Below are 23,297 nucleotides of genomic sequence, written 5' to 3' on the forward strand. Positions count from 1 at the left end.
ATATCCGATCCGGGGCAGCAAGGTTTCCGTACAGTAACAGCTTGTCTGTACAGGAAAAAGAGCGGCCCCGGTGGGTCGCCTCAAGTGTGTTGCAATGCGCGTCAGTCAGGCAGGCGCAGGGTCAGTACCTGGCCCGGTTTCAACGCCTTGCCGGTGCGTGGGTTCCAGCTCTGCAGGTTCTTCATCTGCACGTTGAAGCGCTTGGCGATCAGGTGCAGCGAATCGCCCTTGCGCACCTTGTAATAGGTGACGCCGTCACGCTGGGCGACGGTTTTCGTGCTGGAGTTGCCACCCTGCAGCTTGATGGTCTGGCCGACACGCAGCGAATTGCCCTTGAGGGCGTTCCATCGCTGGATGTCGCTGACGGCCACGTTATGGGCCTTGGCGATCTGCCAGAGGTTGTCGCCATTGCGGATGGTGTAGCTGCGCGAGGCGACGGCGGTATTGACCGTTCGCTGCGGCGCTGCATCCGGCACCGGCTGCAGGTCGGTCGGCAGGTTCAGGTGCTGGCCCACGCTCAGGGTATTGCCACGGAGCTGGTTGAGCTCCTTGATGCTGGCAACGCTCAATTGGTAGCGACTGGCGATGCCGTGCAGGTTGTCGCCGGCACGCACCACGTATTCCTGCAGGCCGCGATCCTCGGGTTTGAGCGTCGACAGGTTGGCCGTCAGCAGCTCGACCTTCCGGGTTGGCACCAGCAGGTGCTGCGGGCCATCCACGGTGATGCGCTTCTTGAAGGCGGGGTTGAGCAGGTACAGCTCGTCTTCGTCCACCTCGGCCAGGGCTGCAACACGCGCCAGGTCCATGCGTTGCTTGAGCTCCACCTCTTCGAAGTAGGGCTCGTTGGCAATCGGGGCCAGGCTCACGCCGTAGCCGCTCGGTGCCATGATCACCTGGGACAGGGCGAGCAGCTTGGGCACGTAGTTCTGGGTTTCCTGGGGCAGCGACAGGTTCCAGTAATCGGTTGGCAGGCCAAGCTTCTGGTTGCGCTCGATGGCGCGGCTGACCCGTCCTTCACCGGCGTTATAGGCGGCCAGGGCAAGCAGCCAGTCGCCGTTGAACATTTCGTGCAGGCGCGCCAGATAGTCCATGGCGGCCTGGGTGGAGGCCGTGACATCGCGGCGGCCGTCGTACCAGCGGGTCTGTCGCAAATTGAAGTTGCGCCCGGTAGACGGGATGAACTGCCACAGGCCGACGGCATCGGCCGGCGAATAGGCAAATGGATTGTAGGCGCTTTCGATCATCGGTAGCAGCGCCAGCTCCATTGGCATGTTGCGCTCTTCCAGGCGTTCGACGATGTAATGGATGTAGGGGCTGCTGCGCTCTCCGGATTTCTCGACGAACGACGGGTTGCTGGCAAACCACAGGCGTTGCTGCTCGATGCGCGGGTTGACGCCGATGGCGTCCTGCAACTGGTAGCCCGAGCGCACGCGCTCCCAGATATCCTTAGGCTGCTCGGCACCGACCTTGGCATTGATCCACAACGGCTGGTGCGGCGTTCTGCCGCTCAGGTCCACCACCGGGCCGGCATCGGCCTGCTGTGGCTCGAGGCTCTGGCAGCCGCTGAGCACCACACACACAGCCAGTGCCAGCGCGGGGTAACGCAGGGTCAATGCCTTTGAATTCAAGGGTTTAGGTCGAGAGGAAGGCATTGGTGAGTGGGGGTGTCCTGGATCGAAAGTCGGGCGATTCTAGAAACCGATCCAGGAGTGGTCAAGTTTTGACCAGGATTTTTGCGGTCCAGTCGGCGCTTCAGAAGTGGTCTTTCCAGGCCCGTAGCGCCGCGAAAACCTCGCTCTCACTGCCCAGGGCGTGACCTTCCCGGCTGGCGAGCATTTCTTTAACCGATGTTTCGGCCGTGCGCAGAAAGGGGTTGGTAGCGCGCTCCATGGCGAGATCGGACGGCAGGCTGATACGGCCTTGCTCGCGCCACGCCTCGACCTGTCTGAAACGTTCGGCAATTGCCGGATTGGCCGGCTCGACGGCCCTGGCGAAACGCAGATTGCTCAGGGTGTATTCATGGGCACAGTAGACGAGGGTGGTGTCCGGCAGCGCCGCCAGGCGCTGCAGCGACTGGTACATTTGCGCGGGCGTGCCTTCGAACAGCCGGCCGCAGCCGGCGGCGAACAGGGTATCGCCAGAGAACAGCCAGTGCTGCTCGGGTTGATAGAAGGCAATATGGCCCAGGGTATGGCCGGGTACCTCGAAGACCTGCAGGGCCAGACCCAGTACCTCGATGCGATCGCCGTCGACCAGAGCCTGATCGCGCCCGGGGATATTCTCGTTGGCCGGGCCATGGACACGCGCCCCGGTTTCACGGCGCAGCTGTTCGACGCCGCCGACATGATCGTTGTGATGGTGGGTAATCAGGATATCGCTCAGCGTCCAGTCGTCATGCTGCTGCAGCCAGGCCTGCACGGGCGCTGCGTCGCCGGGGTCGACCACTGCGACACGCTTGTGCTGCGCATCCTGCAGCAGCCAGATGTAGTTGTCGGAGAATGCACTCAGGGCTTCGATCGTGATCATCAGGTGGTCGCCAAGCTGGGGACAAAGGTGCATCTTAGGTGTCATTGTAAGAGATGGCTATGTAGGTACCTTCCATGAGCAAGCGTCGATGAGCGACACCCCCTTCGCCCAGGCCGATGCCGACTGGCTGCAACTGATCGGTGCAGCCCGGCAGTGGTTCACCAGCCCGTTGGGCCGCCTGCTGCTCGAGCAGGAGCAGCGCCTGCTCGACGAAGAGCTGGCGCGGTTTTTCGGCGGCTACCTGGTGCATTACGGCCCTTGCGCCGAAACCTCCCTCGAAACCCAGCAAATCCAGCGCAGCGTACGCCTGGGTGCGCCGTTTGCCGGTGTCGAGATCGTCTGCGAAGAGCAGTCCTGGCCGCTGGTCGAGCATGCCGCCGACGTGGTGGTGCTGCAACATGGCCTGGATTTCAGCCAGTCGCCCCATGGCTTGCTGCGCGAGGCCGCGCGCAGCGTGCGCCCGGGCGGCCACCTGCTGATCGTCGGCATCAATCCGATGAGCGCCTGGGGCGTGCGCCATCTGTTCGCCCACGATGTGCTGCACGACGCCCGCTGCATCGCCCCGGGGCGCCTCGGTGATTGGCTCAACCTGCTGGGCTTCGCGCTGGAGAAACGCCGCTTCGGGTGTTATCGTCCGCCGCTTGCTTCCGCTGCCTGGCAGGCTCGGCTGGCCTCCCTGGAACGCTGGGGCGGCGCCTGGCAATCGCCCGGCGGCGGTTTTTACGTATTGGTGGCGCGCAAGCTGGTGGTCGGCCTGCGCCCGCTGCGCCAGTCCCGTCGTGAACCGATGGGCAAGCTGGTGCCCATGCCGGTAGCCAAGGTCAGTCGCCGCGATCGCGAAGGCGCATGACCGGCTTGCCGCACATCAAAATCAGACCATAGATGAAGGCGCTGCATGTCCGATCAAGTTGAGCTTTACACCGACGGTGCCTGCAAGGGCAATCCGGGCGTCGGTGGCTGGGGCGCATTGCTGGTGTTCCAGGGGGTGGAAAAGGAATTGTGGGGCGGTGAGGCGGTGACCACCAACAACCGCATGGAGCTGATGGGCGCGATTCGTGGTCTGGCCGAGCTGAAGCGCCCGTGCAACGTACGGCTGGTCACCGATTCCCAGTACGTCATGAAGGGCATTCAGGAGTGGATGCCCAACTGGAAGAAGCGCGGCTGGAAAACCGCCGCCAAAGAGCCGGTGAAGAACGCCGACCTGTGGCAGCAACTGGACGAACAGGTCAACCGCCACAACGTCACCTGGCAATGGGTGCGCGGCCATATCGGCCACCCCGGCAACGAACGCGCCGACCAGCTGGCCAATCGTGGTGTCGAAGAGATCAGGAGCTTGAAGCGTGCGTAGAGTCGTACTGGATACTGAAACGACCGGTATGCCGGTCAATGATGGCCATCGGGTCATCGAAATCGGTTGCGTGGAGGTCGAGGGGCGGCGCCTCACCGGCCGGCATTTCCACATCTACCTGCAACCTGACCGTGAGATCGATGAAGGCGCCATCGCGGTGCACGGCATCACCAGCGAGGATCTCAAGGACAAGCCGCGCTTCAAGGATGTTGCCGACGAATTCTACGAATTCATCAAGGGCGCGCAGCTGATCATTCACAACGCGCCGTTCGACATCGGCTTCCTGAACAACGAATTCGCCCTGATCGGCCAGCACGAGCGCGCGGATATCTCCTCGTACTGCGACGTGCTCGACACCCTGCAGATGGCGCGTGAGCGTCACCCGGGCCAGCGCAACAGCCTGGATGCCTTGTGCAAGCGCTATGGCGTCGACAACTCCGGCCGTGAGCTGCACGGCGCCTTGCTCGACTCGGAGATTCTCGCCGACGTCTACCTGGCGATGACCGGCGGGCAGACCAACCTGTCACTGGCCGGCGAAGGCTCCGAAGGCGACGGCAGCGGTCGCCAGCAGCCGACGCCGATTCGCCGCCTGCCTGCCGAGCGGCCGATGGGCGTGGTGATCGCCGCCAGCGCCGAGGATCTGGCCGCCCATGCCGCGCGCCTGGCGGTCATTGAGAAGGCAGCGGGTGCGCCGGCGCTCTGGGCACAGATGGAAGCCGCGGAGCAGGGCGCGCCCGCCTCCTGAGCGGCGAATTGCGACCTTTTCGTATAGCTCTGTCTGCGAGGGGTTCCGTCCTCTATGGCGAGCCTCTACCCTGAGGGCATAGCGGGCCGATCCCGCATGACCTCAGGTGTAGCTGATGTACAAAGATCTCAAGTTCCCCGTACTCATCGTTCATCGTGACATCAAGGCCGACACCGTGGCCGGCGAGCGGGTGCGGGCCATCGCCGCGGAGTTGGAGCAGGACGGTTTCACCATCCTCTCCACCGCCAGCTCGGCGGAAGGGCATATCGTTGCCTCTACCCATCACGGCCTAGCCTGCATCCTGGTGGCCGCCGAAGGCGCTGGGGAAAATCGCCATCTGCTGCACGATATGGTCGAGCTGATCCGCATCGCCCGGCGCCGCGCGCCGCAGTTGCCGATTTTCGCCCTCGGCGAGCAGGTCACCATCGAGAACGCGCCGGCCGAAGCCATGGCGGACCTCAACCAGCTGCGCGGCATTCTCTACCTGTTCGAAGACACCGTGCCGTTTCTGGCCCGGCAGGTGGCCCGGGCCGCGCGCAACTACCTCGATGGCCTGCTGCCGCCGTTCTTCAAGGCTCTGGTGCAGCACACCTCGCAGTCCAACTATTCCTGGCACACCCCCGGGCATGGCGGCGGTGTGGCCTATCGCAAGAGCCCGGTGGGGCAGGCGTTCCATCAGTTCTTCGGCGAGAACACCCTGCGCTCCGACCTGTCGGTATCGGTGCCCGAACTGGGTTCGCTGCTCGACCATACCGGGCCGCTGGCGGCTGCCGAGGAGCGCGCCGCGCGCAACTTCGGCGCCGACCACACCTACTTCGTGATCAACGGCACCTCGACCGCCAACAAGATCGTCTGGCACTCGATGGTCGGCCGCGATGACCTGGTGCTGGTCGATCGCAACTGCCACAAATCGATCCTCCACGCGATCATCATGACTGGCGCGATTCCCCTGTACCTGTCGCCGGAGCGTAACGAGCTGGGCATCATCGGGCCGATTCCGCTCAGCGAATTCTCCCGCGAGTCGATCCAGGCCAAGATCGATGCCAGCCCGCTGGCCCGCGGGCGCGAACCCAAGGTCAAGCTGGCGGTGGTGACCAACTCGACCTACGACGGCCTGTGCTACAACGCCGAGTTGATCAAGCGCACCCTGGGCGATTCGGTCGAGGTGCTGCACTTCGACGAGGCCTGGTACGCCTACGCGGCGTTCCACGAGTTCTATGCCGGGCGTTACGGCATGGGTACCACCCGCGAGGCCGGCGGCCCCATGGTGTTCACCACCCACTCGACCCACAAGCTGCTGGCCGCCTTCAGCCAGGCCTCGATGATCCACGTGCAAGACGGTGGCGCGGGCACCAGCGGGCGCAAGCTCGACCGCGACCGTTTCAACGAAGCCTTCATGATGCATATCTCCACCTCGCCGCAGTACGGCATCATCGCCTCGCTGGACGTCGCCTCGGCAATGATGGAAGGCCCCGCCGGGCGCTCGCTGATCCAGGAAACCTTCGACGAGGCCCTGAGCTTCCGCCGTGCCCTGGCCAACCTGGGCCAGAGCCTGAGTAGCGAGGATTGGTGGTTCAGCATCTGGCAGCCGCCGCAGACCGAGGGTACCGACGACGTGTCGACGCCGGATTGGCTGCTGCAGCCCGAAGCCGACTGGCACGGCTTTGGCGATGTGGCAGAGGACTACGTACTGCTCGACCCGATCAAGGTGACCCTGGTGATGCCCGGCCTGACTGCCGGCGGGCGACTCGACGAGCGCGGCATTCCGGCCGCGGTGGTCAGCAAGTTTCTCTGGGAGCGTGGCCTGGTGGTCGAGAAGACCGGCCTGTACTCGTTCCTGGTGCTGTTCTCCATGGGCATCACCAAGGGCAAGTGGAGCACCCTGCTGACCGAACTCCTGGAATTCAAGCGCAGCTATGACGCCAACCTGCCGCTGAGCGCCGTGCTGCCCTCGGTAGCCCGCGAAGGCGCGCTTCGCTACCAGGGCATGGGCCTGCGCGACCTGTGTGACGCGCTGCACGACTGCTACCGCGAGAACGCCACCGCCAAGTCGCTCAAACGCATGTACACGGTGTTGCCGGAGATCGCCCTGAAGCCCGCTGACGCCTACAACCAGCTGGTGCGCGGCGAGGTGGAGGAGGTGCTGGTCGATGACGTCGAGGGGCGTATCGCCGCGGTGATGCTGGTGCCTTATCCGCCGGGCATCCCGCTGATCATGCCGGGCGAGCGCTTCACCTCGCAAACCCGCTCGATCATCGACTACCTGCGTTTCGCCCAGGCTTTCGAGCAGCGTTTTCCGGGCTTCGACGCCGACGTGCACGGGCTGCAGCGTCATGAGGGCGAGCAGGGCAGCTATTACACGGTGGACTGCATCATCGAAGCCTGAGCCCAGCCGATTTCCCGATTTGGCGACTCCACATGCAGGCGTGATCGACTTTCAGGCGCCGCTTGCTATAGTTGCGCGGTTTGCAGGCAGCTGCCGGCTGCCGGGCATTCGAGCCGCCAACAGAAGGGATGATCGCCATGTCGCAATACCAGGCTTTTCGCGTCGAGTTGCAGGACAAGATCGCTCATGTGGTGATCGACCGACCGGACAAGATCAACGCGATGAACGCCGCGTTCTGGACCGAGATCATCGACATTTTCCGCTGGGCCGACGAGACCGACGAGGTTCGCGTGGTGGTGCTGTCGGGCGCTGGCAAGCACTTTTCCTCGGGTATCGACCTCAACCTGCTGGCCCAGGTCAGCAGCCAGCTGGGCAAGGATGTCGGCCGCAATGCGCAGACGCTGCGCCGCAAGATCGTCGAATTGCAGGCCTCGTTCAACGCCGTCGATCACTGCAGCAAGCCGGTGCTGGCTGCCATCCAGGGCTACTGCCTGGGCGGTGCCATCGACCTGATCAGCGCGTGCGACATGCGCTATTGCAGCGCGGACGTGCAGTTCGCCATCAAGGAAATCGACATCGGCATGGCCGCTGACGTCGGCACGCTGCAACGCCTGCCGCGCCTGATCGGCGACGGCATACTGCGGGAGCTGGCCTACACCGGCCGCGTTGTCGAGGCCACCGAAGCACGGGAAATCGGCCTGGTGAACCGCGTATTCGAGACCCACGACACATTGCTGGCCGGCGTGATGGACATTGCCCGGGCGATCGCCGCAAAATCGCCGGTTGCCGTGCGTGGTACCAAGCAGATGATTCGCTACATGCGTGATCATCGGGTCGACGACGGTCTTGACTACGTCGCCACCTGGAACGCCGCCATGCTGCAGTCGGCCGACCTGCGGATAGCGATGATGGCCCATATGAACAAGCAGAATCCCGAGTTCGCTGATTGAGCGCGGTTTCATCATCTGTGCGGGAGGCACATTAGCGAATGGTTTCTGGAGCATCTTCACTGGGGCTGGTTCGCGACGAACTGTTCGCCACGATCGAGGAGGCCGAAGCGAGCCTCGAGCAGTTCATCGTCGAGCGCAATAATGGCGCACTGTTGCAGCAGGCCGTCGACAACCTGCAGCAGGTGCGCGGTACGCTCAACCTGATCGAACTGGCCGGTGCCGAGTTGTTGGCCCAGGAAGTGCTCGATCAGGCCACCGATATTCCCGCCGGGGTCGGCAACGAGCGTGATGCGCAGCTGGCCGCGCTGAGCAACGCCCTGCACGTGCTGCGTCGCTACCTCGAAGGGCTGGATGCCCATCGCCAGGAAATGCCCGAGTTGTTGCTGCCGGCGATCAACGACCTGCGCCAGGCCTGCAAGCAGCCGCCACTGCCCGAAAGCTTCTTCTTCAGCGTGCGCCTCGACCAGGCCCGGCCGCGCATGGTCCCGCCCGCGCTGGATGCGGCCGCCAAGGAAAGCGAAGGCCGTCGCCTGCGGCAGATGTACCAGGTCGGCCTGCTGGGCTTTATCCGCGAGCAGAACCCGTCGCCCAGCATGAAGCTGATGGGCCGGGCCATGAGCCGTCTCGACGGACTGTTCGCCAACGAGCCGCGTGGGCGCCTGTGCTGGCTGGGCGCGGCGGCCCTCGAGGCCCTCAACGATGGTCAACTGCTGCCGCGCAAGTCGCGTAAGCAGCTGTTCTCGCGTATTGACCGCGAGCTGCGGCAGATGTTGGTCAATGGTTCCTACGAGCCTCCACGCAGCCTCCTCAAGGAACTGCTCTACCTTGTGGCGCTGTCCGCCGGCCGCGGCCCGCTGGCGAGCGAAGTGCGTGAACTGTTCGGGATTACCGCGCTGCCCTTTACCGATCACCTGCTGGAAGAGGAATACCAGCGTCTCTCCGGCCCCGGCAAGGCGGTGATGCGTTCGCTGAGCTCGGCGATCCGTGAGGAACTGGCCAGCGTCAAGGATCTGCTCGACCTTAGCGAGCGCGGCACCCTGCAGGAAGATGGCCTGACCAGCCTGCATGCGCTGCTTGGCAAACTGAGCAAGACCCTGGTCATGGTTGGCCTGAGTTCGGCGGGCAATGCGCTGGCCAAGCAATTGCCGACGGTCAGCGCCTGGTGCGAAGGCGCACCGAGCGAACCCGAGCAATTGATCGCCCTGGCAGATGCGGTGCTGTACGTCGAGGGCATGGTCGCCACCCTCGAGCGCGGCGAGCGGGTAACCGCCCCGCGGGTGGAGCCGGAGGTCTGCACCTTCGCCCAACACCAGCTGTTCGAAGCGCGCATCGTGGTGCTCGACGAAGCCCGTGCCGGTCTGGCGCTGGCCAAGCGGGCGATCACCGCGTACCTGGAGTCGGCTGGCGAGCGCATGCACCTGGCCAACGTGCCGTTCAGCCTGCAGGCCGTGCGAGGTGGCCTGTGGTTCCTCGGCCAGGAGCGCGCCGCGGCGCTGGTGGGCGCCTGCGCAGACTACATCCAGGCGCAGATGCTCGATGCCGAGCAGATGCCGGCCGAGGCGCGCCTGGAGGTGCTGGCCGATGCCCTGAGCAGCCTGGAATATTATCTGGAGGCCGACACCGGCCTGGCGCAGCCGAGCGTGCTCGATCTGGCCGCCGAGAGCGTACGCGCCCTCGGCCAAGAGGTGGCCGCCTGATGGCCGGGCACTGGCAACCCGAGTTGCTCGACTGCGAGCAGCCTGGCGGCCTGGTGCTGGCCCACCATCGCCAGCATTTTCTGGGCGATGCCAATGGCCTGCTGTTTCCCCGCGAGTGGCTGAAGCAGCAAGCGCTGCCGGTAATTGCCGAGCATGGCCTGGGTCATTTTCGCGGCGAGCCGCTTTACCTGCTCGAACTGCAGCGCAAGGCTGAACTGCCGGGCTGCCAGTGGCAATCACTGCGGCAGGTGATGCTTGAAGGCGACGCCGAGCTGTTCCAGGTGCTCGGTTTCGCGGCGCAGGTCGGCACCTGGGCCAGCGACAATCGCTTTTGTGGCAGCTGCGCCGCGGCGATGCTGCAGGTGCCGGGCGAGCGTGCGATGCAGTGCCCGGTGTGCAACCTGCGCCACTATCCGCGCCTGTCGCCAAGCATGATCGTGCTGGTTACCCGCGGTGACGAGGTGCTGCTGGCCCGTTCGCCGCGTTTCGTCACCGGGGTGTACAGCACCCTGGCCGGTTTCGTCGAAGCGGGCGAGTCGGTGGAGCAGTGCGTGGCCCGGGAGGTAGGTGAGGAGGTCGGCGTCGAGGTCTGCAATATCCGCTACCAGGGCAGCCAGAACTGGCCGTTCCCGCACTCGCTGATGCTCGGCTTCCATGCCGACTACGCCGGCGGCGAGATCGTCCTGCAGGAAGAGGAGATCGAGGATGCCCGCTGGTTCTCGATCCACGCGCTGCCGCCATTGCCGGCCTCGCGCTCGATCGCTCGCTACCTGATCGACTCCTACGTGGCCAGCCGCCTAGGCGGCACCGAACCAGTGCTGCCAGACTAGCCGCGTCGTCAGCCCCAGCACCACCAGAATGAACACCGGGCGGATGAACTTCGAGCCGCCACCGATGGCCGTGCGCGCGCCGAGAAAGGCGCCTGCCATCAGCGAAAAGCCCATGCACAGGCCCACCACCCAGGCCACCTGTCCGGCGATGATAAATACCACCAGGGCGCAGGCGTTGCTGATGAAGTTCATCGAGCGTGCCACGCCGCTGGCGCGCACCAGATCCAGGGGATACATGAGCAGGGTGCTGACCGTCCAGAAGGCGCCGGTTCCCGGGCCCGCCACGCCATCATAGAAACCCAGGCTGATGCCTTGCGGCCATTGCCGGCGGGTGGCAATGGGCAGGTCGGCGTCCAGCGGTGCATCCGGCGTCTTGCCGAACAGCAGGTAGAGGCCGCAGGCGAACACCACCACCGGCAACATCTTGTTGATCCATTCGGCCGGCATCCAGTGCACCAGCACCGCACCACCAATGGCGCCAATGGCGGTGCCGACCATCGCGTTCTTCCATTTGCCGGGGCTGAACAGCTTGCGCCGGTAGAAGGTGTAGCCGGCGGTCGCCGAGCCGAAGGTCGCGCACAGCTTGCTGGTGCCCAGCACCAGGTGCGGCGGCATGCCAGTGGTGAGCAGCGCGGGAATGGTCAGCAGGCCGCCGCCGCCGGCAATGGCGTCGATGAACCCGGCGATAAAGGCGACCAGGGCGAGCAACAGCAACGTCGTGGGATCGACGGCCAGTTCGAAGGGCAAAGACATAAAAGGCGACCTGTATCCGATTGTGCGGCAACGGCGCTATTCGCAGGCGAATGCGCTGCGCATAATGCCGGCATTTTCACTTACAAGGAATCGATTCCATGCAGTACAACGCACTCGCCTGGGCAACGGCTCTGTTGGCACTGCTGGTGCTCTTCATCGCCCTGCGCATAATGTTCGGTGGGCGCTGGTTTCTCGCCTGGCTACGTGGCACCAGCGGCCTGGTATTTCTCGCCGCCGCGGTGCTGGTAGCCCTGGTGGCCTATGACCTGAGTCGTTACGCACCCTTGCCGGCCAACAAGCCGCTGCTGACCCTGAGTTTTCATCGCACGGCCAATGTCTACCAAGTCGACATTCTCGAAGATGGCGTACAGCGCAGCGTCAATCTGGAAGGCGATCTGTGGCAGCTTGACGTGCGTTTGCTGCAGTGGAAGGGCCTGGCTGCCCTGATCGGCCTGCAGCCTGGTTATCGGCTGGAGAAGCTCAACAGCCGCTTTCTGTCCATCGAGCAGCAGAGCCAGGCGCGTTACACCCAGGCCGAGCTGACCCATAGTTTGTATGGCGTGGACCTGTGGCGCTGGCTGCGTCTGGGCCAGCACGACCTGTTCATGTTCGACGCCCAGGCGCGCCGCGTGACCTACCTGCCGATGGCCGACAAGGCGGTGTTCAACGTCAGCCTGACGCCCACCGGCCTGCTGGCCGAGCCGATGAACGAAGCCGCTCATCAGGCGCTGAAGGATTGGCAATGAGTTGTTGAGCCGTTCTTGGCGAGGTTGGAGGTGGTTCATGTGCAATGACTGCAGCGTGGCGGTAGCGGCCGGTCGCGCCCGTTAGGGTGGCTGGTGATTAGCTGTGGGAGCGGGCCATGCCCGCGAAAAATCACGGGCATGGACTGGGCGTCCCCGCCCGTACCGACGTGAGTCCGCCAGCATTACCGAGTTGCTTATGTGCTCGGTTCCGCTCTGACGAGCGGGTTTCTTTTGGCATTGCCCGGATGGCCGGCCCCGCCAAAAGAAACCAAAAGGTCTAGCCCCGCCATCCGGCCCCGGCTTCGCCGGGGTTCCCTCGCTTCATCATTGTTCCGAGGGCCCGACCTAGGCGGCCCCCCACGAAGGGCCATCCTTGGCCCATCGCGGCTCTCGCGACATCCATGTCGCTCAACCCTCTTCACAACGATTCCACTCGGCCTCCTGAAGGGGCAATTGGCGTCGTCAGTTACTTTTGCAAGAGAGAAACATAAAAAAGCCAAAGCGCTGGATGTCCGCTTTTGCCTTTTTACCGTCTATACATGGCAATACGAGTCGCCAGCCTCATAGCGCGCGAACGGCCTCTCAGGACAGGAACCCGCCATCGACATTCAGCGCCACACCGGTGGTGTAGCTCGACGCCTCGCTGGCCAGGTAGAGCACCGCGCCGGCCATTTCGCTTGGCTCGGCGACGCGCTTGAGGGGAATGCGCTGCAGGGCGAAGTTGAGGATAGCTTCGTTCTTGGTCAGCGCCGAGGCGAAGCGGGTGTCGGTCAGGCCGGGCAGCAGGGCATTGCAACGAATGCCGAACTGCGCGCATTCCTTGGCGAACACCTTGGTCATGCTGATCACTGCGGCCTTGGTCACCGAGTAGATGCCCTGGAATTCGCCCGGTGACACGCCGTTGATCGATGCCACGTTGATGATGCTGCCGCCGCCGTTCTCCTTCATCAGCTTGCCACCTTCGATGGACATGAAGTAGTAGCCGCGAATGTTCACGTCGACGGTCTTCTGGAAGGCGCCCAGGTCGGTATCCAGCACGTTGCAGAACTGCGGGTTGGTCGCCGCGTTGTTGACCAGAATGTCGAGCCGCCCGAAGCGCTGGCGAATCTCGGCGAATACCGCGTGGATCTGCTCCATCTCGCCGATATGGCATGCCATTGCCACGGCCTTGCCGCCCTTGGCAATGATGGCGTCGGCGACGCTCTGGCAGTCGTCCAGCTTGCGGCTGGCGACGATGACCTGGGCACCTTGCTGGGCGAGCAGGTGGGCGATGGCTTCCCCGATGCCGCGGCTGGCACCGGACACGAAGGCGATCTTGCCGTCGAGGTCGAACAACTGGGTCTTGGACATGGCGTGGGTCTCGATAAGAGGAGAGCGTCAGAGCGAGGAACGCGCGATGACCCGGAGGGCCATCTGTTCGAGCAAGGCGTTCATCTGCACGAAGGAGGCGAAGCGCTTGTCGGCGGTTTGCCCATGGTAATAGCGGTAGTAGATCTGCTGAACGATACCGGCCAGGCGGAACAGCCCGTAGATGTAGTAGAAGTCGAAGCACTTGATCTCTATGCCCGCGCGCTCGGCGTAGTAATCGACGAAGGCCTGACGGGTCAGCATACCGGGCGCGTTGCTCGGCTGGCGGCGCATCAGCTGTACGGGCGCCGGGTCGTCAGCCTCGATCCAGTAGGCCAGGGTATTGCCCAGATCCATCAGCGGATCGCCCAGGGTGGTCAGCTCCCAGTCGAGCACGCCGATGATGCGCATGGGGTCTTTGGCATCGAGGATCACGTTGTCGAAGCGGTAGTCGTTGTGGACGATGGCCGGCCGCGAATGATCGGCTGGCATCTTGTCCTGCAGCCACCCGCGCACCTTGTCCCAGGCCGGCGCGTCAGGCGTGCGGGCGTTGTCGTAGCGCTCGCCCCAGCCATTGATCTGCCGCGCCACGTAGCCGTCCGGCTTGCCCAGGTCGGCCAGGCCGCAACCTTGATAGTCGACCTGATGCAGCTCGACCAGGCGGTCGATGAAGCTCTTGCACAGGGTGGTGGTCTGGGCGGGTGTGAAGCCTAGCTCGGCAGGCAGGTCGGCGCGCAGGATGATGCCGTCCATGCGCTGCATGACATAGAACTCGGCGCCGATCACCGATTCGTCGGTGCAGTGCACGAACGCCTGCGGACAGTACGGAAAAGCGTCTCTGAGCTGGTTGAGAATACGGAATTCGCGGCCCATGTCGTGGGCCGACTTGGCCTTTCGGCCGAAAGGCGGGCGGCGCAGCACCAGCTCGCGATCGGCATAACGCAACAGGTAGGTGAGGTTGGAGGCGCCGCCCGGGAACTGGCTGATCTGCGGCTCACCGTGCAGGTCGCTGATATAAGCCTTGAGGTAGGCGTCGATGGCGCGGGCATCGAGTTCTTCGCCCTGGCGGATGGCGCCGGGCCGGTCGGTGAGTGTCATCCCTATCCCTTCTAATTGTCGTCGGCGGTGATGATTAGGCCAATTTATCAGCCCGGTGTGTGGCGGCAAGCGTGTTGCGCGTCTATCGATAATGCTGTTGATGACGAATCAAGGCCACTGATGCTTCGGGGGGCAGCAAAACCTGCGCAAGAAACTTCTACCGTCGCGTGCCCCGTCCGTGCGAGCAGCCAGGGCACCGCGGGCAAAAAAAACCGGAATCGACGGATTCCGGTTTTCATATTCAGCCGCTGGCCTGATCCTCAGACCGGGAACAGCTCGCTCAGCTTCAGTGCCAGCATCATGTCGCCTTCGGCGCGCAGCTTGCCGGCCATGAAGGCCTGCATGCCATCGGTTTCACCGGTGGTGATGCCCTTGAAGGTTTCCTTGTCCGTGATCAGGGTGACGTTGGCGTCCGGGCTGTCGCCCTGTTTCACGTCGCAGGTGCCGTCCTTGACGATCAGGTAATAGTTGTCGGCATCTTCGATGTTGAACTGGAAAACCAGGTCCAGGCCTTCGGCGGCGCTGGGGTTGAACTTGGCTTTCATGGTTTGGACGATGTCTGCGACGCTCATGGTGGTTTCCTCGTATTTGCGGATTGTTTTCTACCCTTGCGGGTACATTGACCGTCGCTCAGCGATAGGTAATGAGCGATGGGGTGTTCAACAGCTGCAGATGGGCATGATTGTTGAAGGACGCTAGGGTCACTCGCTCGCCCTGGAACTTCAGGCAGCTCAGCGAGGTGTTGACGATCTGCCAGTTCATGGCGAATGCGCTGGTGACCGGCATGCCGGTCAGCAGGTGGATCAACGCGGTGATGGTACCGCCGGAGGTGAATACGGCGATCCGCTCGCGGCCCTGGGCCTGCTCGAGCAGGCGCTGCAGGCCGCCATCGACCTGATCGAGAAAGGCCTGCCAGCTTTGCAGCGCCGGGGCGTCGTAGTCGCCACCGACCCAGGTCTCCAGCAGGCGCACGAATAACCGCTGGAACTCGGCACGGTTGTGCGCGGCATTGCGCATCACCTCCAGGGCCTGCGGCTCATGGGGCAGCAGTGCGGGGAGCAGGGCGCGGATCACACCTTCGGCATCGAATTCGTTAAAGGCGGCATCGGTTTCCAGCGCCGGCGCGTCACCAAGCTGTTCGAGCACCAGACGGCCGGTATGGACCTGCCGGGTGAGACTGCCGCTGACCGCGCGATCCAGGCGCAACCCGGTCTGAGCGAGGTGGCTGCCGAGCAGGGTCGACTGCCGCTCGCCCAGCGACGAGAGGACATCATAATCCTCTGCACCGAATGAAGCCTGGCCATGTCGAATCAGGTAGATGCTGCCCACGTGCGCTGCAACCCGGGAACCTTGAATGTGAGGCGAGGGTAGGAGGGATGGGCGGAAGCTGTCAACGAAAATTCATACGTTTGTTTGAATCGCTCGCCGGGCGGTTGAAAGGCCGTGCTCTCGCTGGTCGCTGCCGAGCGGCCTCGGTATGCTGGGCGCTGCAGGCCTCCACGCGAGGCCGTCGATTGGATAAAGGGGAAGTGTGTGGAGTTTCTTGCTGATTACGCAGGGTTTCTGGCCAAGACGGTCACCCTGGTGGTGGCCATCCTTATCGTGCTGGTAGCGCTTGCCGTGCTGCGCAGTCGGGGGCGTCGGGGTGGCGGGCAGTTGCAGGTCACCAAACTCAATGATTTCTACAAGGCGCTGCGCCAGCGTCTCGAACAGTCGATTCTCGACAAGGATCAGTTGAAGGCGCTGAGCAAGGAAGAAGCCAAGGCCACCAAAGCGGCGAAGAAGCAACCGGCGCAGAAGTCGCGGGTATACGTGCTCGACTTCGATGGTGACATCAAGGCCTCGGCCACCGATGGCCTGCGCCACGAGATCACCGCGCTGCTGAGCCTCGCCACGCCCCAGGACGAAGTGGTGCTACGCCTGGAAAGTGGCGGCGGCATGGTGCACAGCTACGGCCTGGCCTCTTCGCAACTGGCGCGCATTCGCCAGGCGGGCGTGCCGTTGACGGTGTGCATCGACAAGGTGGCGGCCAGTGGCGGTTACATGATGGCCTGCATCGGCGAGAAGATCATTTGCGCGCCGTTCGCCATCCTCGGCTCCATTGGCGTGGTGGCCCAGCTGCCCAACGTCAACCGCCTGCTGAAAAAGCACGACATCGACTTCGAGGTGCTCACCGCCGGCGAATACAAGCGCACCCTGACGGTATTCGGCGAGAACACCGAAAAGGGCCGGGAGAAGTTCCAGGAAGACCTGGAGACCACCCACGAGCTGTTCAAGAACTTCGTGGCCCGCTATCGCCCGCAGCTGGAAATCGACGAGGTTGCCACCGGTGAAGTCTGGCTGGGTATGGCGGCCCTGGAAAAGCAGCTGGTCGACGAACTGAAGACCAGCGACGAGTACCTGGCCGAGCGCGCCCGCGAGGCCGACCTTTACCAGTTGCACTATGTGCAGAAAAAATCCCTGCAGGAGCGTGTCGGCCTGGCTGCCAGCGTCGCGCTGGATCGTTTTGCCCTGACCTGGCTGGGCCGTCTGAGCCAGCAGCGCTTCTGGTAACCCGCACTCTCCGCTGCGGCGGATCACGGAGGTTTGGATGACGAATTTCACTGCCCTGCAAGCAGCACCCGATACCCACGGCAAGTTCACCGCGCAAGTGGTTCAGCGCGATGTCGCCGATTTGCCGGCAGGCGAGCTGCTGATCCGCGTTCGCTATTCTTCGCTCAATTACAAGGATGCGCTGTCAGCCAGCGGACAGCGCGCCGTCAGCAAGCATTACCCGCACACGCCGGGTATCGATGCGGCTGGTGTGGTGGAGCATTCCAGCGCTGCCGAATTCGCCGAAGGCGATGAAGTGATCGTCACCGGCTATGACCTGGGCATGAACACCGCCGGCGGTTTTGGCCAGTACATCCGGGTTCCAGCCAGCTGGGCGATCAAGCGCCCGCAAGGGTTGTCGCTGCGTGAGTCGATGATTCTCGGTACCGCCGGGCTGACCGCGGCGCTGTGCGTCGACAAGCTCGAGCGGGCGGGCGTGCAGCCCCAGGACGGTCCGGTGCTGGTCACTGGCGCCACCGGCGGTGTCGGCAGTATCGCGGTGCTGCTGCTCAGCACCCTGGGCTATCAGGTGAGCGCCGCCACCGGCAAGGCCCAGCAGGCTGACATGCTCACGCGCCTGGGCGCTTCGCAGGTGGTACCACGGCTGGAGTTGCAGAGCGGTACCGAGCGACCGTTGTTGCGCGAGCAGTGGAACGCTGCGGTGGACACCGTGGGCGGCGACATCCTGTTCAACGTGCTCAAGGCTACCCGTTATGGCGGCAGCGTGGCCTGCTGCGGGCTTACCGCAGGCGTCGAGTTCCAGGCCAGCGTGCTGCCGTTCATCCTGCGTGGCGTCAACCTGCTGGGCGTCGATTCGGTCGAGTTGCCCCTGGTGGTCAAGGCGTCTATGTGGGACAAGCTGTCATTGCAGTGGAAGCTGCCCAATCTACAGGCCCTGGCCAGCGAGGTTGGGCTCGAGGAGTTGCCGGCGGCGATCGAACGTATCCTGCAGGGCGAGCAGGTTGGCCGGGTACTGGTCAGGTTGGACTGACGCTCGAAAAGCGGCCATTAAAAACCCGCCGAAAGGCGGGTTTTTCAGTTTCAGGCGCGGCGTCTGAACAGCGGTTGCGGCTCGTCGGCAGAGGCCTGGTAGACCTCGGAGTATTCCTCGAAGGCTTTCAGCGCGTCTTCGGCGTCCTTGTCTTCGCGCAGGGCGAAAGCGTCGAAGCCGCAGCGCTTGAGCGCCCACAGCTGGTCACGCAGCACGTCGCCGATGGCGCGCAGCTCGCCCTTGAAACCGTAGCGGGTGCGCAGCAGGTAGGCGGAGGACGAATGACGGCCGTCGGTGAAGGCCGGGAAGTTCAGGGCGATGACCTGAAAGGCGTCGAGCGAATCGACGATCGATTCGATCTCTTCTTCGGCGTCCAGCCACACGCCCAGGCCGCCATCACGGGCCTTGAGGGCGTGGCCATGCTCGAGCCAGAGGTTCAGCGGCACGATCAGGTCGTCGCAGTTGGACAGCTCTTCGAAGGCGGTTTCCTTGGGCAGCAGGTGCCAGCTTTCGTCGACGATCTGGCCGTTCTTAATGATTCGCTGCATATACGCGCTCCTTGAACGGGGCGACACCGATACGGCGGAAGGTGTCGATGAAACTCTCTTCTTCGGTGCGTTGCTCGACGTAGACGTTGACGATCTTGTCGATCACGTCCGGCATGTCGTCCTGGGCGAAGGACGGGCCGAGGATCTGCGCCAGGCTGGCATCACGGCCGGCGCTGCCGCCCAGAGACACCTGATAGAACTCCTGACCCTTCTTGTCCACACCGAGGATGCCGATATGGCCCACATGGTGGTGACCACAGGCGTTCATGCAACCGGAGATGTTCAGGTCGATATCGCCGATGTCGAACAGGTAGTCGAGGTTGTCGAAGCGGCGCTGGATGGCTTCGGCCACCGGGATCGACTTGGCGTTGGCCAGGGAGCAGAAGTCGCCGCCCGGGCAGCAGATGATGTCGGTCAGCAGACCCACGTTCGGCGTGGCGAAACCCTGCTCGCGCAGTTCGCCCCACAGGGTGAACAGCTGCGCCTGCTCGACGTCGGCGAGGATGATGTTCTGGTTGTGGCTGTTGCGCACCTCGCCGAAGCTGTAGCGATCGGCCAGCTCGGCAATGGCGTCGAGATGCTTGTCGGTGACGTCGCCTGGGGCCACGCCGGTCGGCTTGAGCGACAGGGTAACGGCGACGTAGCCCGGCTTCTTGTGGGCGAAGGTGTTGCGCTGACGCCAACGGGCGAAGCCCGGGTGCTCGGCGTCCTGTTGGGCGAGCAGGGCGTCTTCGTCATTCAGGGCCCGGTAGGCCGGGTCGACGAAGTGCGCAGCCACGCGTGCCACTTCGGCCTCGGTCAGGGTGGTCGGGCCATCCTTGAGGTGCGCCCATTCGGCATTCACCCGCTCGGCGAAGACTTCCGGAGTCAGCGCCTTGACGAGGATCTTGATACGCGCCTTGTACTTGTTGTCGCGACGGCCATAGCGGTTGTACACGCGCAGAATGGCGTCGAGGTAGCTGATCAGGTGCTGCCAGGGCAGGAATTCGTTGATGAAGCTGCCGACGATCGGGGTACGGCCCAGTCCGCCACCGACGGCGACGCGGAAGCCCAGCTCACCGGCGGCGTTCTTCACCGCTTCCAGGCCGATGTCATGCACCTCGATGGCCGCGCGGTCGCTGGCGGCGCCATTGACGGCGATCTTGAACTTGCGCGGCAGGTGGCTGAATTCGGGGTGGAAGGTGGACCACTGGCGGATGATCTCGCACCAGGGGCGCGGGTCGACGATCTCGTCCTTGGCGACGCCGGCGAACTGGTCGGTGGTGGTATTGCGGATGCAGTTGCCGCTGGTCTGGATGGCATGCATCTGCACGGTGGCCAGTTCGGCGAGAATCTCCGGTACGTCTTCCAGCTCCGGCCAATTGAACTGCACGTTCTGGCGAGTGCTGATGTGCGCGTAGCCCTTGTCGTAGTCGCGGGCGATCTGCGCCAGCTTGCGCACCTGGGTGCTGTTCAGCAGGCCGTAGGGCACGGCGATGCGCAGCATGGGCGCGAAACGCTGGATGTACAGACCGTTCTGCAGCCGCAGCGGACGGAACTCTTCGCCGCTCAGTTCGCCACTGAGGTAACGGCGGGTTTGATCGCGGAACTGCTTGACGCGGTCCTCGACGATTTTCTGGTCGTACTGGTCGTATACGTACATGGGAATCCTGTTATCAGGCTGCTTGCCAGATCGATGAAAGACGATTGCGGCGCGACAGTGCGGCTTGGATCGGCCACGAACGAATGGTCGTCCGTTGGCTGAGTGGCCCTGGCAAGCCGTCACTCACAATGTTTCGATGACCTGTTACAGCAAATCTGCGCGCACGGCCGCGCACTCCTGGACGGAGCCGGGGCACGATACCAGTTCAGGTTTATGCGCAAAAGTGATGTTTTAATATATGAAAAGAACTTTTGGTGCTAAGTGAGAAGGCATGCATAACTCTGTCGGTGGGCACCCGGGCAATGGCGAGTTGCTGCCAGCCGGAAACGCGCAGATGGATGTGCAGGCCTGCTGGCCAGCGGCTGCGCGAGCGCACCGGCTCGTTCAAGCTGGCTGCGAACGCCACACGGCGACCAAGTGAAACGCCGGCGATAATTCGCTTGTCGCACCTAACAGGTACCCCCCGTTACAGCTGACTAATTCCAGGGTTGATCGAAGAGGTTTTATGCAAACGCTTTCCGAGCGCAACGGCTTCCTGCAGGCGTGGATGTCCCAGGCACGCGAGTCGCCCTGGGTAGCCGCCGGTTTGGCCGTTGCCTTGCTGGTCGTGGTGTGGCTGCTGGTCAGCAGCCTGTTCAACATATTCGACGATGGCCACCCGGAGCGCATCCGCCATGCGTTGTACGGCGGCGGGGCTGGTTTCGCGGCCACTGCCCTGGGTGCGCTGGCGGCGCTGGCACTGGGCAGCATCAGCGTGAAGACCCAGGACAGCATGCTCGGTTTCGCGGCTGGCATGATGCTGGCCGCGAGTTCCTTCTCGCTGATTCTCCCGGGCCTGGAAGCGGCCGAGAGCCTGACCGGCAGCGGCATGCGCGGGGCGGCAACGGTGGTGCTGGGGCTGGCGCTCGGGGTTCTGTTGATGCTCGGGCTCGATCATTTCACGCCCCACGAGCATGAGAGCACTGGAACCCACGGGCCCCGCACCGAGCGACTGAACCGCGTCTGGTTGTTCGTGTTCGCCATCACCCTGCATAACCTGCCTGAAGGCATGGCCATCGGTGTCGGCTTCGCTGCCGATGACATGCAGGTCGGTATTCCCCTGGCGAGCGCGATCGCCATTCAGGATATCCCCGAGGGCCTGGCCGTTGCCCTGGCGCTGCGCACGATCGGCATCTCGGCCCTGCGCGCGGCCCTGATCGCCGCGGCCAGCGGGCTGATGGAGCCCCTGGGGGCAGTGGTAGGGGTGGGCATGTCCAGCAGTTATGCGCTGGCTTACCCCATCGGGCTAGGCCTTGCGGCCGGGGCCATGCTCTTCGTGGTATCCCACGAAATCATTCCCGAGACCCATCGCAATGGCCACCAGACGTCGGCGACACTGGGGCTGATGGGAGGCTTTGCGGTGATGATGTTCCTCGATACGGCACTGGGCTGATAGGCATTTTTCCATCGCTGATGCACACTGCGCCTCGTCGAGAAGCTTCAGTGATCGGAATGGGATTTGCCGTGTGTGCATATGCAGAAATGATGTCATGGCCCGTGGCCGTCGGTTTCTCTGCACGCTGCTGATGGCGTGCGCCATGGGCGGTGCTACCGGCGCGCAGGGCGAACCGTTGAACATCTACGTCGGGCAGGGGCAGATGCCCTTTGCCGATGGCGTTGCCAAACGGGCCGGTTTGTTCGGCGAGCTGATGCACGAGCTGTGCAACCGTACCGCCCAGTCATGCGTCTTTCGCAGCATGCCCTGGCGCCGGGTTCTGAGCGAGGCGGGTAACGATCCCCATGGCATCGTACTGAATCTGGGGCGTACCACCGAGCGGGAAGCCGACTTTGTCTGGATGCTCGACGTGCTACCCACGCCCTATGTGCTCGCCAGTCTCGATCGGCAGTTCGACAGCCTGACCGAGGCGTTGCAAGCCGGGCCCGTGGCAGTCATGGCCGGCACGCCTCGCGCGGCGCAAATCAATCGAATCCGCACAGGTGATCAGCAGGTGGTGGAGGTCACCGACCCGCAGCAGGCTGCCCAGTTGCTGCACAGCGGTCGGGTCGTGGCCTGGTATGAAATCGATCTGCGTGCGCTCTACCTGTGGCGGGAGATGGATGCCCAACCACCGTTGCGATTCGGCAAGCCGTTGAGCGGCACCCACAGCCATATCGCCGGCAGCCTGAAACTGCAAGGCGCCCAGGGGCTGTCGAGGCAGATGACGGCGGCATTCGAAGAGATGCGCCGCGATCGCAGTTGGCAGCGTATTCTCGCCAGTTATCTGGGCCTGGAAAGGTCGCGGGCTTTGCTGTCGGACGGCTGGTGAGTCATGCTAGCGCCCTGAAACCCCCGAGGAGCGCTTGATGAAGTACATCCACCAGCGCGAGCACCTCAACGAAGACGATCTGGTCATCATCGAATGCTCGCAACCCTGCAATATCCGTCTGATGAACGATGCGAATTTTCGCAGCTTCAAGAACGGTGGCCGCCACACCTACCACGGCGGCGCCTTCGACAAGTTTCCGGCCAAGATCACCGTGCCGAGCAGCGGTTTCTGGAACATCACCATCGATACCGTGACCCGCAAGGCGATCAGCGTGACCCGCAAGCCGACGCTCAAGCACTCGATCAAGCTGGTGCGTCGCTCGTCGTCGGATTTGTCCTGACCTGGCTCAGATACTGCTGCTGTTGAAGCCTTCGTCGAAAAGCGCTTCACTGGCGCCCGGCGCCAGGCTGCAAATGGCCTCCAGGCCCAGATAGTCATAGCCGTGTTCCTGCTGGCCGGGATGCCACGGCTTCTCCTGGCAGCGCAACTGAACCCACAGCCGATACCCCTCGTCGCAGGCCTCATAGGTTTCCGACTCGATGTAGTAGGTGCCGGCTAGGCGCTCGCGGCAGGGAAAGCTGTCGGCTTCCAGAAAGCACTGCTCAGGATCGTTGACATAGGCATCCAGACGACGCTGCAGGGCGCCATAAAGCGAGCCCAGTAACGGAGCAAAGGCCTCTCGTGCTTCCTCGGCCCGGGGCCCGTCGAGCAGAATGCGCTGCCTGGCATAGTCCGGTGCCCAGGCGGGTGGGGCGATGCGCTGCAAGGTGATCATTCGCGCTTATCCGCCGC

General features: G+C 63.6%; 23 protein-coding genes. 13 read left to right on the forward strand and 10 right to left on the reverse strand.

All coding sequences use genetic code 11. The annotated features are described in order from the left end of the window. Positions 1–101: 101 nt before the first annotated feature. On the reverse strand, positions 102–1,652 hold the full coding sequence (locus BM154_RS18460; RefSeq protein WP_074887541.1) for a LysM peptidoglycan-binding domain-containing protein: 1,551 nt from the start codon (positions 1,650–1,652) through the stop codon (positions 102–104). 100 nt (positions 1,653–1,752) lie between these two features. After that, complete coding sequence (gene gloB, locus BM154_RS18465; protein ID WP_074887545.1) at positions 1,753–2,526, reverse strand: hydroxyacylglutathione hydrolase; 774 nt, start codon at positions 2,524–2,526, stop codon at positions 1,753–1,755. Between the two features lie 88 nt (positions 2,527–2,614). On the opposite strand from gloB, the gene BM154_RS18470 reads away from it, so the two are divergent. The 7 genes from BM154_RS18470 to nudC all read left to right on the forward strand — a co-directional run bounded on the left by BM154_RS18470 (position 2,615) and on the right by nudC (position 10,482). Further along, positions 2,615–3,376: a class I SAM-dependent methyltransferase gene (locus BM154_RS18470; RefSeq protein WP_074887547.1), complete on the forward strand. Its 762-nt coding sequence runs from the start codon at positions 2,615–2,617 to the stop codon at positions 3,374–3,376. A 45-nt stretch (positions 3,377–3,421) separates the two neighbouring features. Continuing rightward, complete coding sequence (gene rnhA, locus BM154_RS18475) at positions 3,422–3,874, forward strand: ribonuclease HI (protein WP_074887550.1); 453 nt, start codon at positions 3,422–3,424, stop codon at positions 3,872–3,874. After that, the gene (gene dnaQ, locus BM154_RS18480; RefSeq protein WP_074887553.1) at positions 3,867–4,619 is read left to right on the forward strand and encodes a DNA polymerase III subunit epsilon; all 753 of its coding nucleotides are present in this window, start codon (positions 3,867–3,869) and stop codon (positions 4,617–4,619) included. Before rnhA ends, dnaQ begins: the two co-directional genes overlap by 8 nt. Before the next feature lie 115 nt (positions 4,620–4,734). After that, positions 4,735–7,005, forward strand: a complete 2,271-nt coding sequence (locus BM154_RS18485) for an Orn/Lys/Arg family decarboxylase (protein ID WP_074887556.1) — start codon at positions 4,735–4,737, stop codon at positions 7,003–7,005. A 137-nt stretch (positions 7,006–7,142) separates the two neighbouring features. Beyond that, a complete protein-coding gene (locus tag BM154_RS18490) occupies positions 7,143–7,955 on the forward strand; it encodes a crotonase/enoyl-CoA hydratase family protein (RefSeq protein ID WP_074888720.1) in 813 nt (270 codons plus the stop codon). A gap of 38 nt (positions 7,956–7,993) precedes the next feature. Beyond that, positions 7,994–9,652: a FimL-related protein gene (locus BM154_RS18495; RefSeq protein WP_074887559.1), complete on the forward strand. Its 1,659-nt coding sequence runs from the start codon at positions 7,994–7,996 to the stop codon at positions 9,650–9,652. Then, the gene (gene nudC / locus BM154_RS18500) at positions 9,652–10,482 is read left to right on the forward strand and encodes an NAD(+) diphosphatase (protein WP_074887562.1); all 831 of its coding nucleotides are present in this window, start codon (positions 9,652–9,654) and stop codon (positions 10,480–10,482) included. Before BM154_RS18495 ends, nudC begins: the two co-directional genes overlap by 1 nt. On the opposite strand, the gene BM154_RS18505 is transcribed toward nudC, so the two are convergent. Further along, positions 10,450–11,229 carry a TSUP family transporter gene (locus BM154_RS18505; RefSeq protein WP_139225495.1) on the reverse strand — a complete coding sequence of 260 codons (780 nt, stop codon included), beginning with the start codon at positions 11,227–11,229 and terminating at the stop codon, positions 10,450–10,452. The genes nudC and BM154_RS18505 overlap by 33 nt on opposite strands. Before the next feature lie 104 nt (positions 11,230–11,333). Here BM154_RS18505 and BM154_RS18510 point away from each other — a divergent pair, with 104 nt between their 5' ends. After that, entirely contained in the window at positions 11,334–11,981 is a 648-nt protein-coding gene (locus BM154_RS18510; RefSeq protein WP_074887568.1) for a hypothetical protein, read from the forward strand. A gap of 582 nt (positions 11,982–12,563) precedes the next feature. Here the strand turns inward: BM154_RS18510 and BM154_RS18515 are convergent. From BM154_RS18515 to BM154_RS18530, 4 genes are all read right to left on the reverse strand, one after another. Then, positions 12,564–13,331: an SDR family oxidoreductase gene (locus tag BM154_RS18515; RefSeq protein WP_074887571.1), complete on the reverse strand. Its 768-nt coding sequence runs from the start codon at positions 13,329–13,331 to the stop codon at positions 12,564–12,566. 27 nt (positions 13,332–13,358) lie between these two features. Further along, positions 13,359–14,426: a phosphotransferase family protein gene (locus tag BM154_RS18520; RefSeq protein ID WP_074887573.1), complete on the reverse strand. Its 1,068-nt coding sequence runs from the start codon at positions 14,424–14,426 to the stop codon at positions 13,359–13,361. 260 nt (positions 14,427–14,686) lie between these two features. Beyond that, positions 14,687–14,998: an SCP2 sterol-binding domain-containing protein gene (locus tag BM154_RS18525; RefSeq protein ID WP_074887576.1), complete on the reverse strand. Its 312-nt coding sequence runs from the start codon at positions 14,996–14,998 to the stop codon at positions 14,687–14,689. 58 nt (positions 14,999–15,056) lie between these two features. After that, positions 15,057–15,755: a histidine phosphatase family protein gene (locus BM154_RS18530; RefSeq protein ID WP_074887579.1), complete on the reverse strand. Its 699-nt coding sequence runs from the start codon at positions 15,753–15,755 to the stop codon at positions 15,057–15,059. 204 nt (positions 15,756–15,959) lie between these two features. Here BM154_RS18530 and sohB point away from each other — a divergent pair, with 204 nt between their 5' ends. Continuing rightward, positions 15,960–16,979, forward strand: a complete 1,020-nt coding sequence (gene sohB / locus BM154_RS18535) for a protease SohB (RefSeq protein ID WP_074887582.1) — start codon at positions 15,960–15,962, stop codon at positions 16,977–16,979. 37 nt (positions 16,980–17,016) lie between these two features. Next, positions 17,017–18,009 carry a YhdH/YhfP family quinone oxidoreductase gene (locus BM154_RS18540; RefSeq protein ID WP_074887585.1) on the forward strand — a complete coding sequence of 331 codons (993 nt, stop codon included), beginning with the start codon at positions 17,017–17,019 and terminating at the stop codon, positions 18,007–18,009. Between the two features lie 50 nt (positions 18,010–18,059). Here BM154_RS18540 and BM154_RS18545 read toward each other — a convergent pair whose 3' ends face one another. After that, the gene (locus BM154_RS18545) at positions 18,060–18,557 is read right to left on the reverse strand and encodes a DUF934 domain-containing protein (RefSeq protein ID WP_074887588.1); all 498 of its coding nucleotides are present in this window, start codon (positions 18,555–18,557) and stop codon (positions 18,060–18,062) included. Further along, positions 18,541–20,199: a nitrite/sulfite reductase gene (locus BM154_RS18550; protein ID WP_074887591.1), complete on the reverse strand. Its 1,659-nt coding sequence runs from the start codon at positions 20,197–20,199 to the stop codon at positions 18,541–18,543. The genes BM154_RS18545 and BM154_RS18550 overlap by 17 nt, the downstream gene beginning before the upstream one ends. Positions 20,200–20,704: 505 nt before the next feature. On the opposite strand from BM154_RS18550, the gene BM154_RS18555 reads away from it, so the two are divergent. The 3 genes from BM154_RS18555 to BM154_RS18565 all read left to right on the forward strand — a co-directional run bounded on the left by BM154_RS18555 (position 20,705) and on the right by BM154_RS18565 (position 22,845). After that, entirely contained in the window at positions 20,705–21,631 is a 927-nt protein-coding gene (locus tag BM154_RS18555) for a ZIP family metal transporter (protein ID WP_074887593.1), read from the forward strand. Between the two features lie 97 nt (positions 21,632–21,728). Then, positions 21,729–22,505 carry a substrate-binding periplasmic protein gene (locus BM154_RS18560; protein WP_074887596.1) on the forward strand — a complete coding sequence of 259 codons (777 nt, stop codon included), beginning with the start codon at positions 21,729–21,731 and terminating at the stop codon, positions 22,503–22,505. A 37-nt stretch (positions 22,506–22,542) separates the two neighbouring features. Next, a complete protein-coding gene (locus tag BM154_RS18565) occupies positions 22,543–22,845 on the forward strand; it encodes a DUF1883 domain-containing protein (RefSeq protein ID WP_074887599.1) in 303 nt (100 codons plus the stop codon). A 6-nt stretch (positions 22,846–22,851) separates the two neighbouring features. On the opposite strand, the gene BM154_RS18570 is transcribed toward BM154_RS18565, so the two are convergent. Then, positions 22,852–23,280, reverse strand: a complete 429-nt coding sequence (locus BM154_RS18570; protein WP_074887603.1) for a hypothetical protein — start codon at positions 23,278–23,280, stop codon at positions 22,852–22,854. Positions 23,281–23,297 lie beyond the last annotated feature (17 nt).

The sequence above is a fragment of the Phytopseudomonas argentinensis genome (assembly GCF_900113905.1).
In the GTDB taxonomy this organism is placed as follows: Bacteria; Pseudomonadota; Gammaproteobacteria; order Pseudomonadales; family Pseudomonadaceae; genus Aquipseudomonas; species Aquipseudomonas argentinensis.

Bases quoted from the DNA above. Each gene is read 5' to 3' on its own strand.
- gloB (WP_074887545.1), bottom strand. From the start codon at position 2,526: ATGATCACGATCGAAGCCCTGAGTGCATTCTCCGACAACTACATCTGG.
- BM154_RS18570 (WP_074887603.1), bottom strand. From the start codon at position 23,280: ATGATCACCTTGCAGCGCATCGCCCCACCCGCCTGGGCACCGGACTAT.
- BM154_RS18515 (WP_074887571.1), bottom strand. From the start codon at position 13,331: ATGTCCAAGACCCAGTTGTTCGACCTCGACGGCAAGATCGCCTTCGTG.
- BM154_RS18470 (WP_074887547.1), top strand. From the start codon at position 2,615: ATGAGCGACACCCCCTTCGCCCAGGCCGATGCCGACTGGCTGCAACTG.
- BM154_RS18490 (WP_074888720.1), top strand. From the start codon at position 7,143: ATGTCGCAATACCAGGCTTTTCGCGTCGAGTTGCAGGACAAGATCGCT.
- BM154_RS18510 (WP_074887568.1), top strand. From the start codon at position 11,334: ATGCAGTACAACGCACTCGCCTGGGCAACGGCTCTGTTGGCACTGCTG.
- BM154_RS18485 (WP_074887556.1), top strand. From the start codon at position 4,735: ATGTACAAAGATCTCAAGTTCCCCGTACTCATCGTTCATCGTGACATC.
- BM154_RS18460 (WP_074887541.1), bottom strand. From the start codon at position 1,652: ATGCCTTCCTCTCGACCTAAACCCTTGAATTCAAAGGCATTGACCCTG.
- BM154_RS18520 (WP_074887573.1), bottom strand. From the start codon at position 14,426: ATGACACTCACCGACCGGCCCGGCGCCATCCGCCAGGGCGAAGAACTC.
- BM154_RS18560 (WP_074887596.1), top strand. From the start codon at position 21,729: ATGGCCCGTGGCCGTCGGTTTCTCTGCACGCTGCTGATGGCGTGCGCC.
- rnhA (WP_074887550.1), top strand. From the start codon at position 3,422: ATGTCCGATCAAGTTGAGCTTTACACCGACGGTGCCTGCAAGGGCAAT.
- nudC (WP_074887562.1), top strand. From the start codon at position 9,652: ATGGCCGGGCACTGGCAACCCGAGTTGCTCGACTGCGAGCAGCCTGGC.
- BM154_RS18555 (WP_074887593.1), top strand. From the start codon at position 20,705: ATGCAAACGCTTTCCGAGCGCAACGGCTTCCTGCAGGCGTGGATGTCC.
- BM154_RS18495 (WP_074887559.1), top strand. From the start codon at position 7,994: ATGGTTTCTGGAGCATCTTCACTGGGGCTGGTTCGCGACGAACTGTTC.
- BM154_RS18525 (WP_074887576.1), bottom strand. From the start codon at position 14,998: ATGAGCGTCGCAGACATCGTCCAAACCATGAAAGCCAAGTTCAACCCC.
- BM154_RS18565 (WP_074887599.1), top strand. From the start codon at position 22,543: ATGAAGTACATCCACCAGCGCGAGCACCTCAACGAAGACGATCTGGTC.
- BM154_RS18545 (WP_074887588.1), bottom strand. From the start codon at position 18,557: ATGCAGCGAATCATTAAGAACGGCCAGATCGTCGACGAAAGCTGGCAC.
- BM154_RS18540 (WP_074887585.1), top strand. From the start codon at position 17,017: ATGACGAATTTCACTGCCCTGCAAGCAGCACCCGATACCCACGGCAAG.
- BM154_RS18550 (WP_074887591.1), bottom strand. From the start codon at position 20,199: ATGTACGTATACGACCAGTACGACCAGAAAATCGTCGAGGACCGCGTC.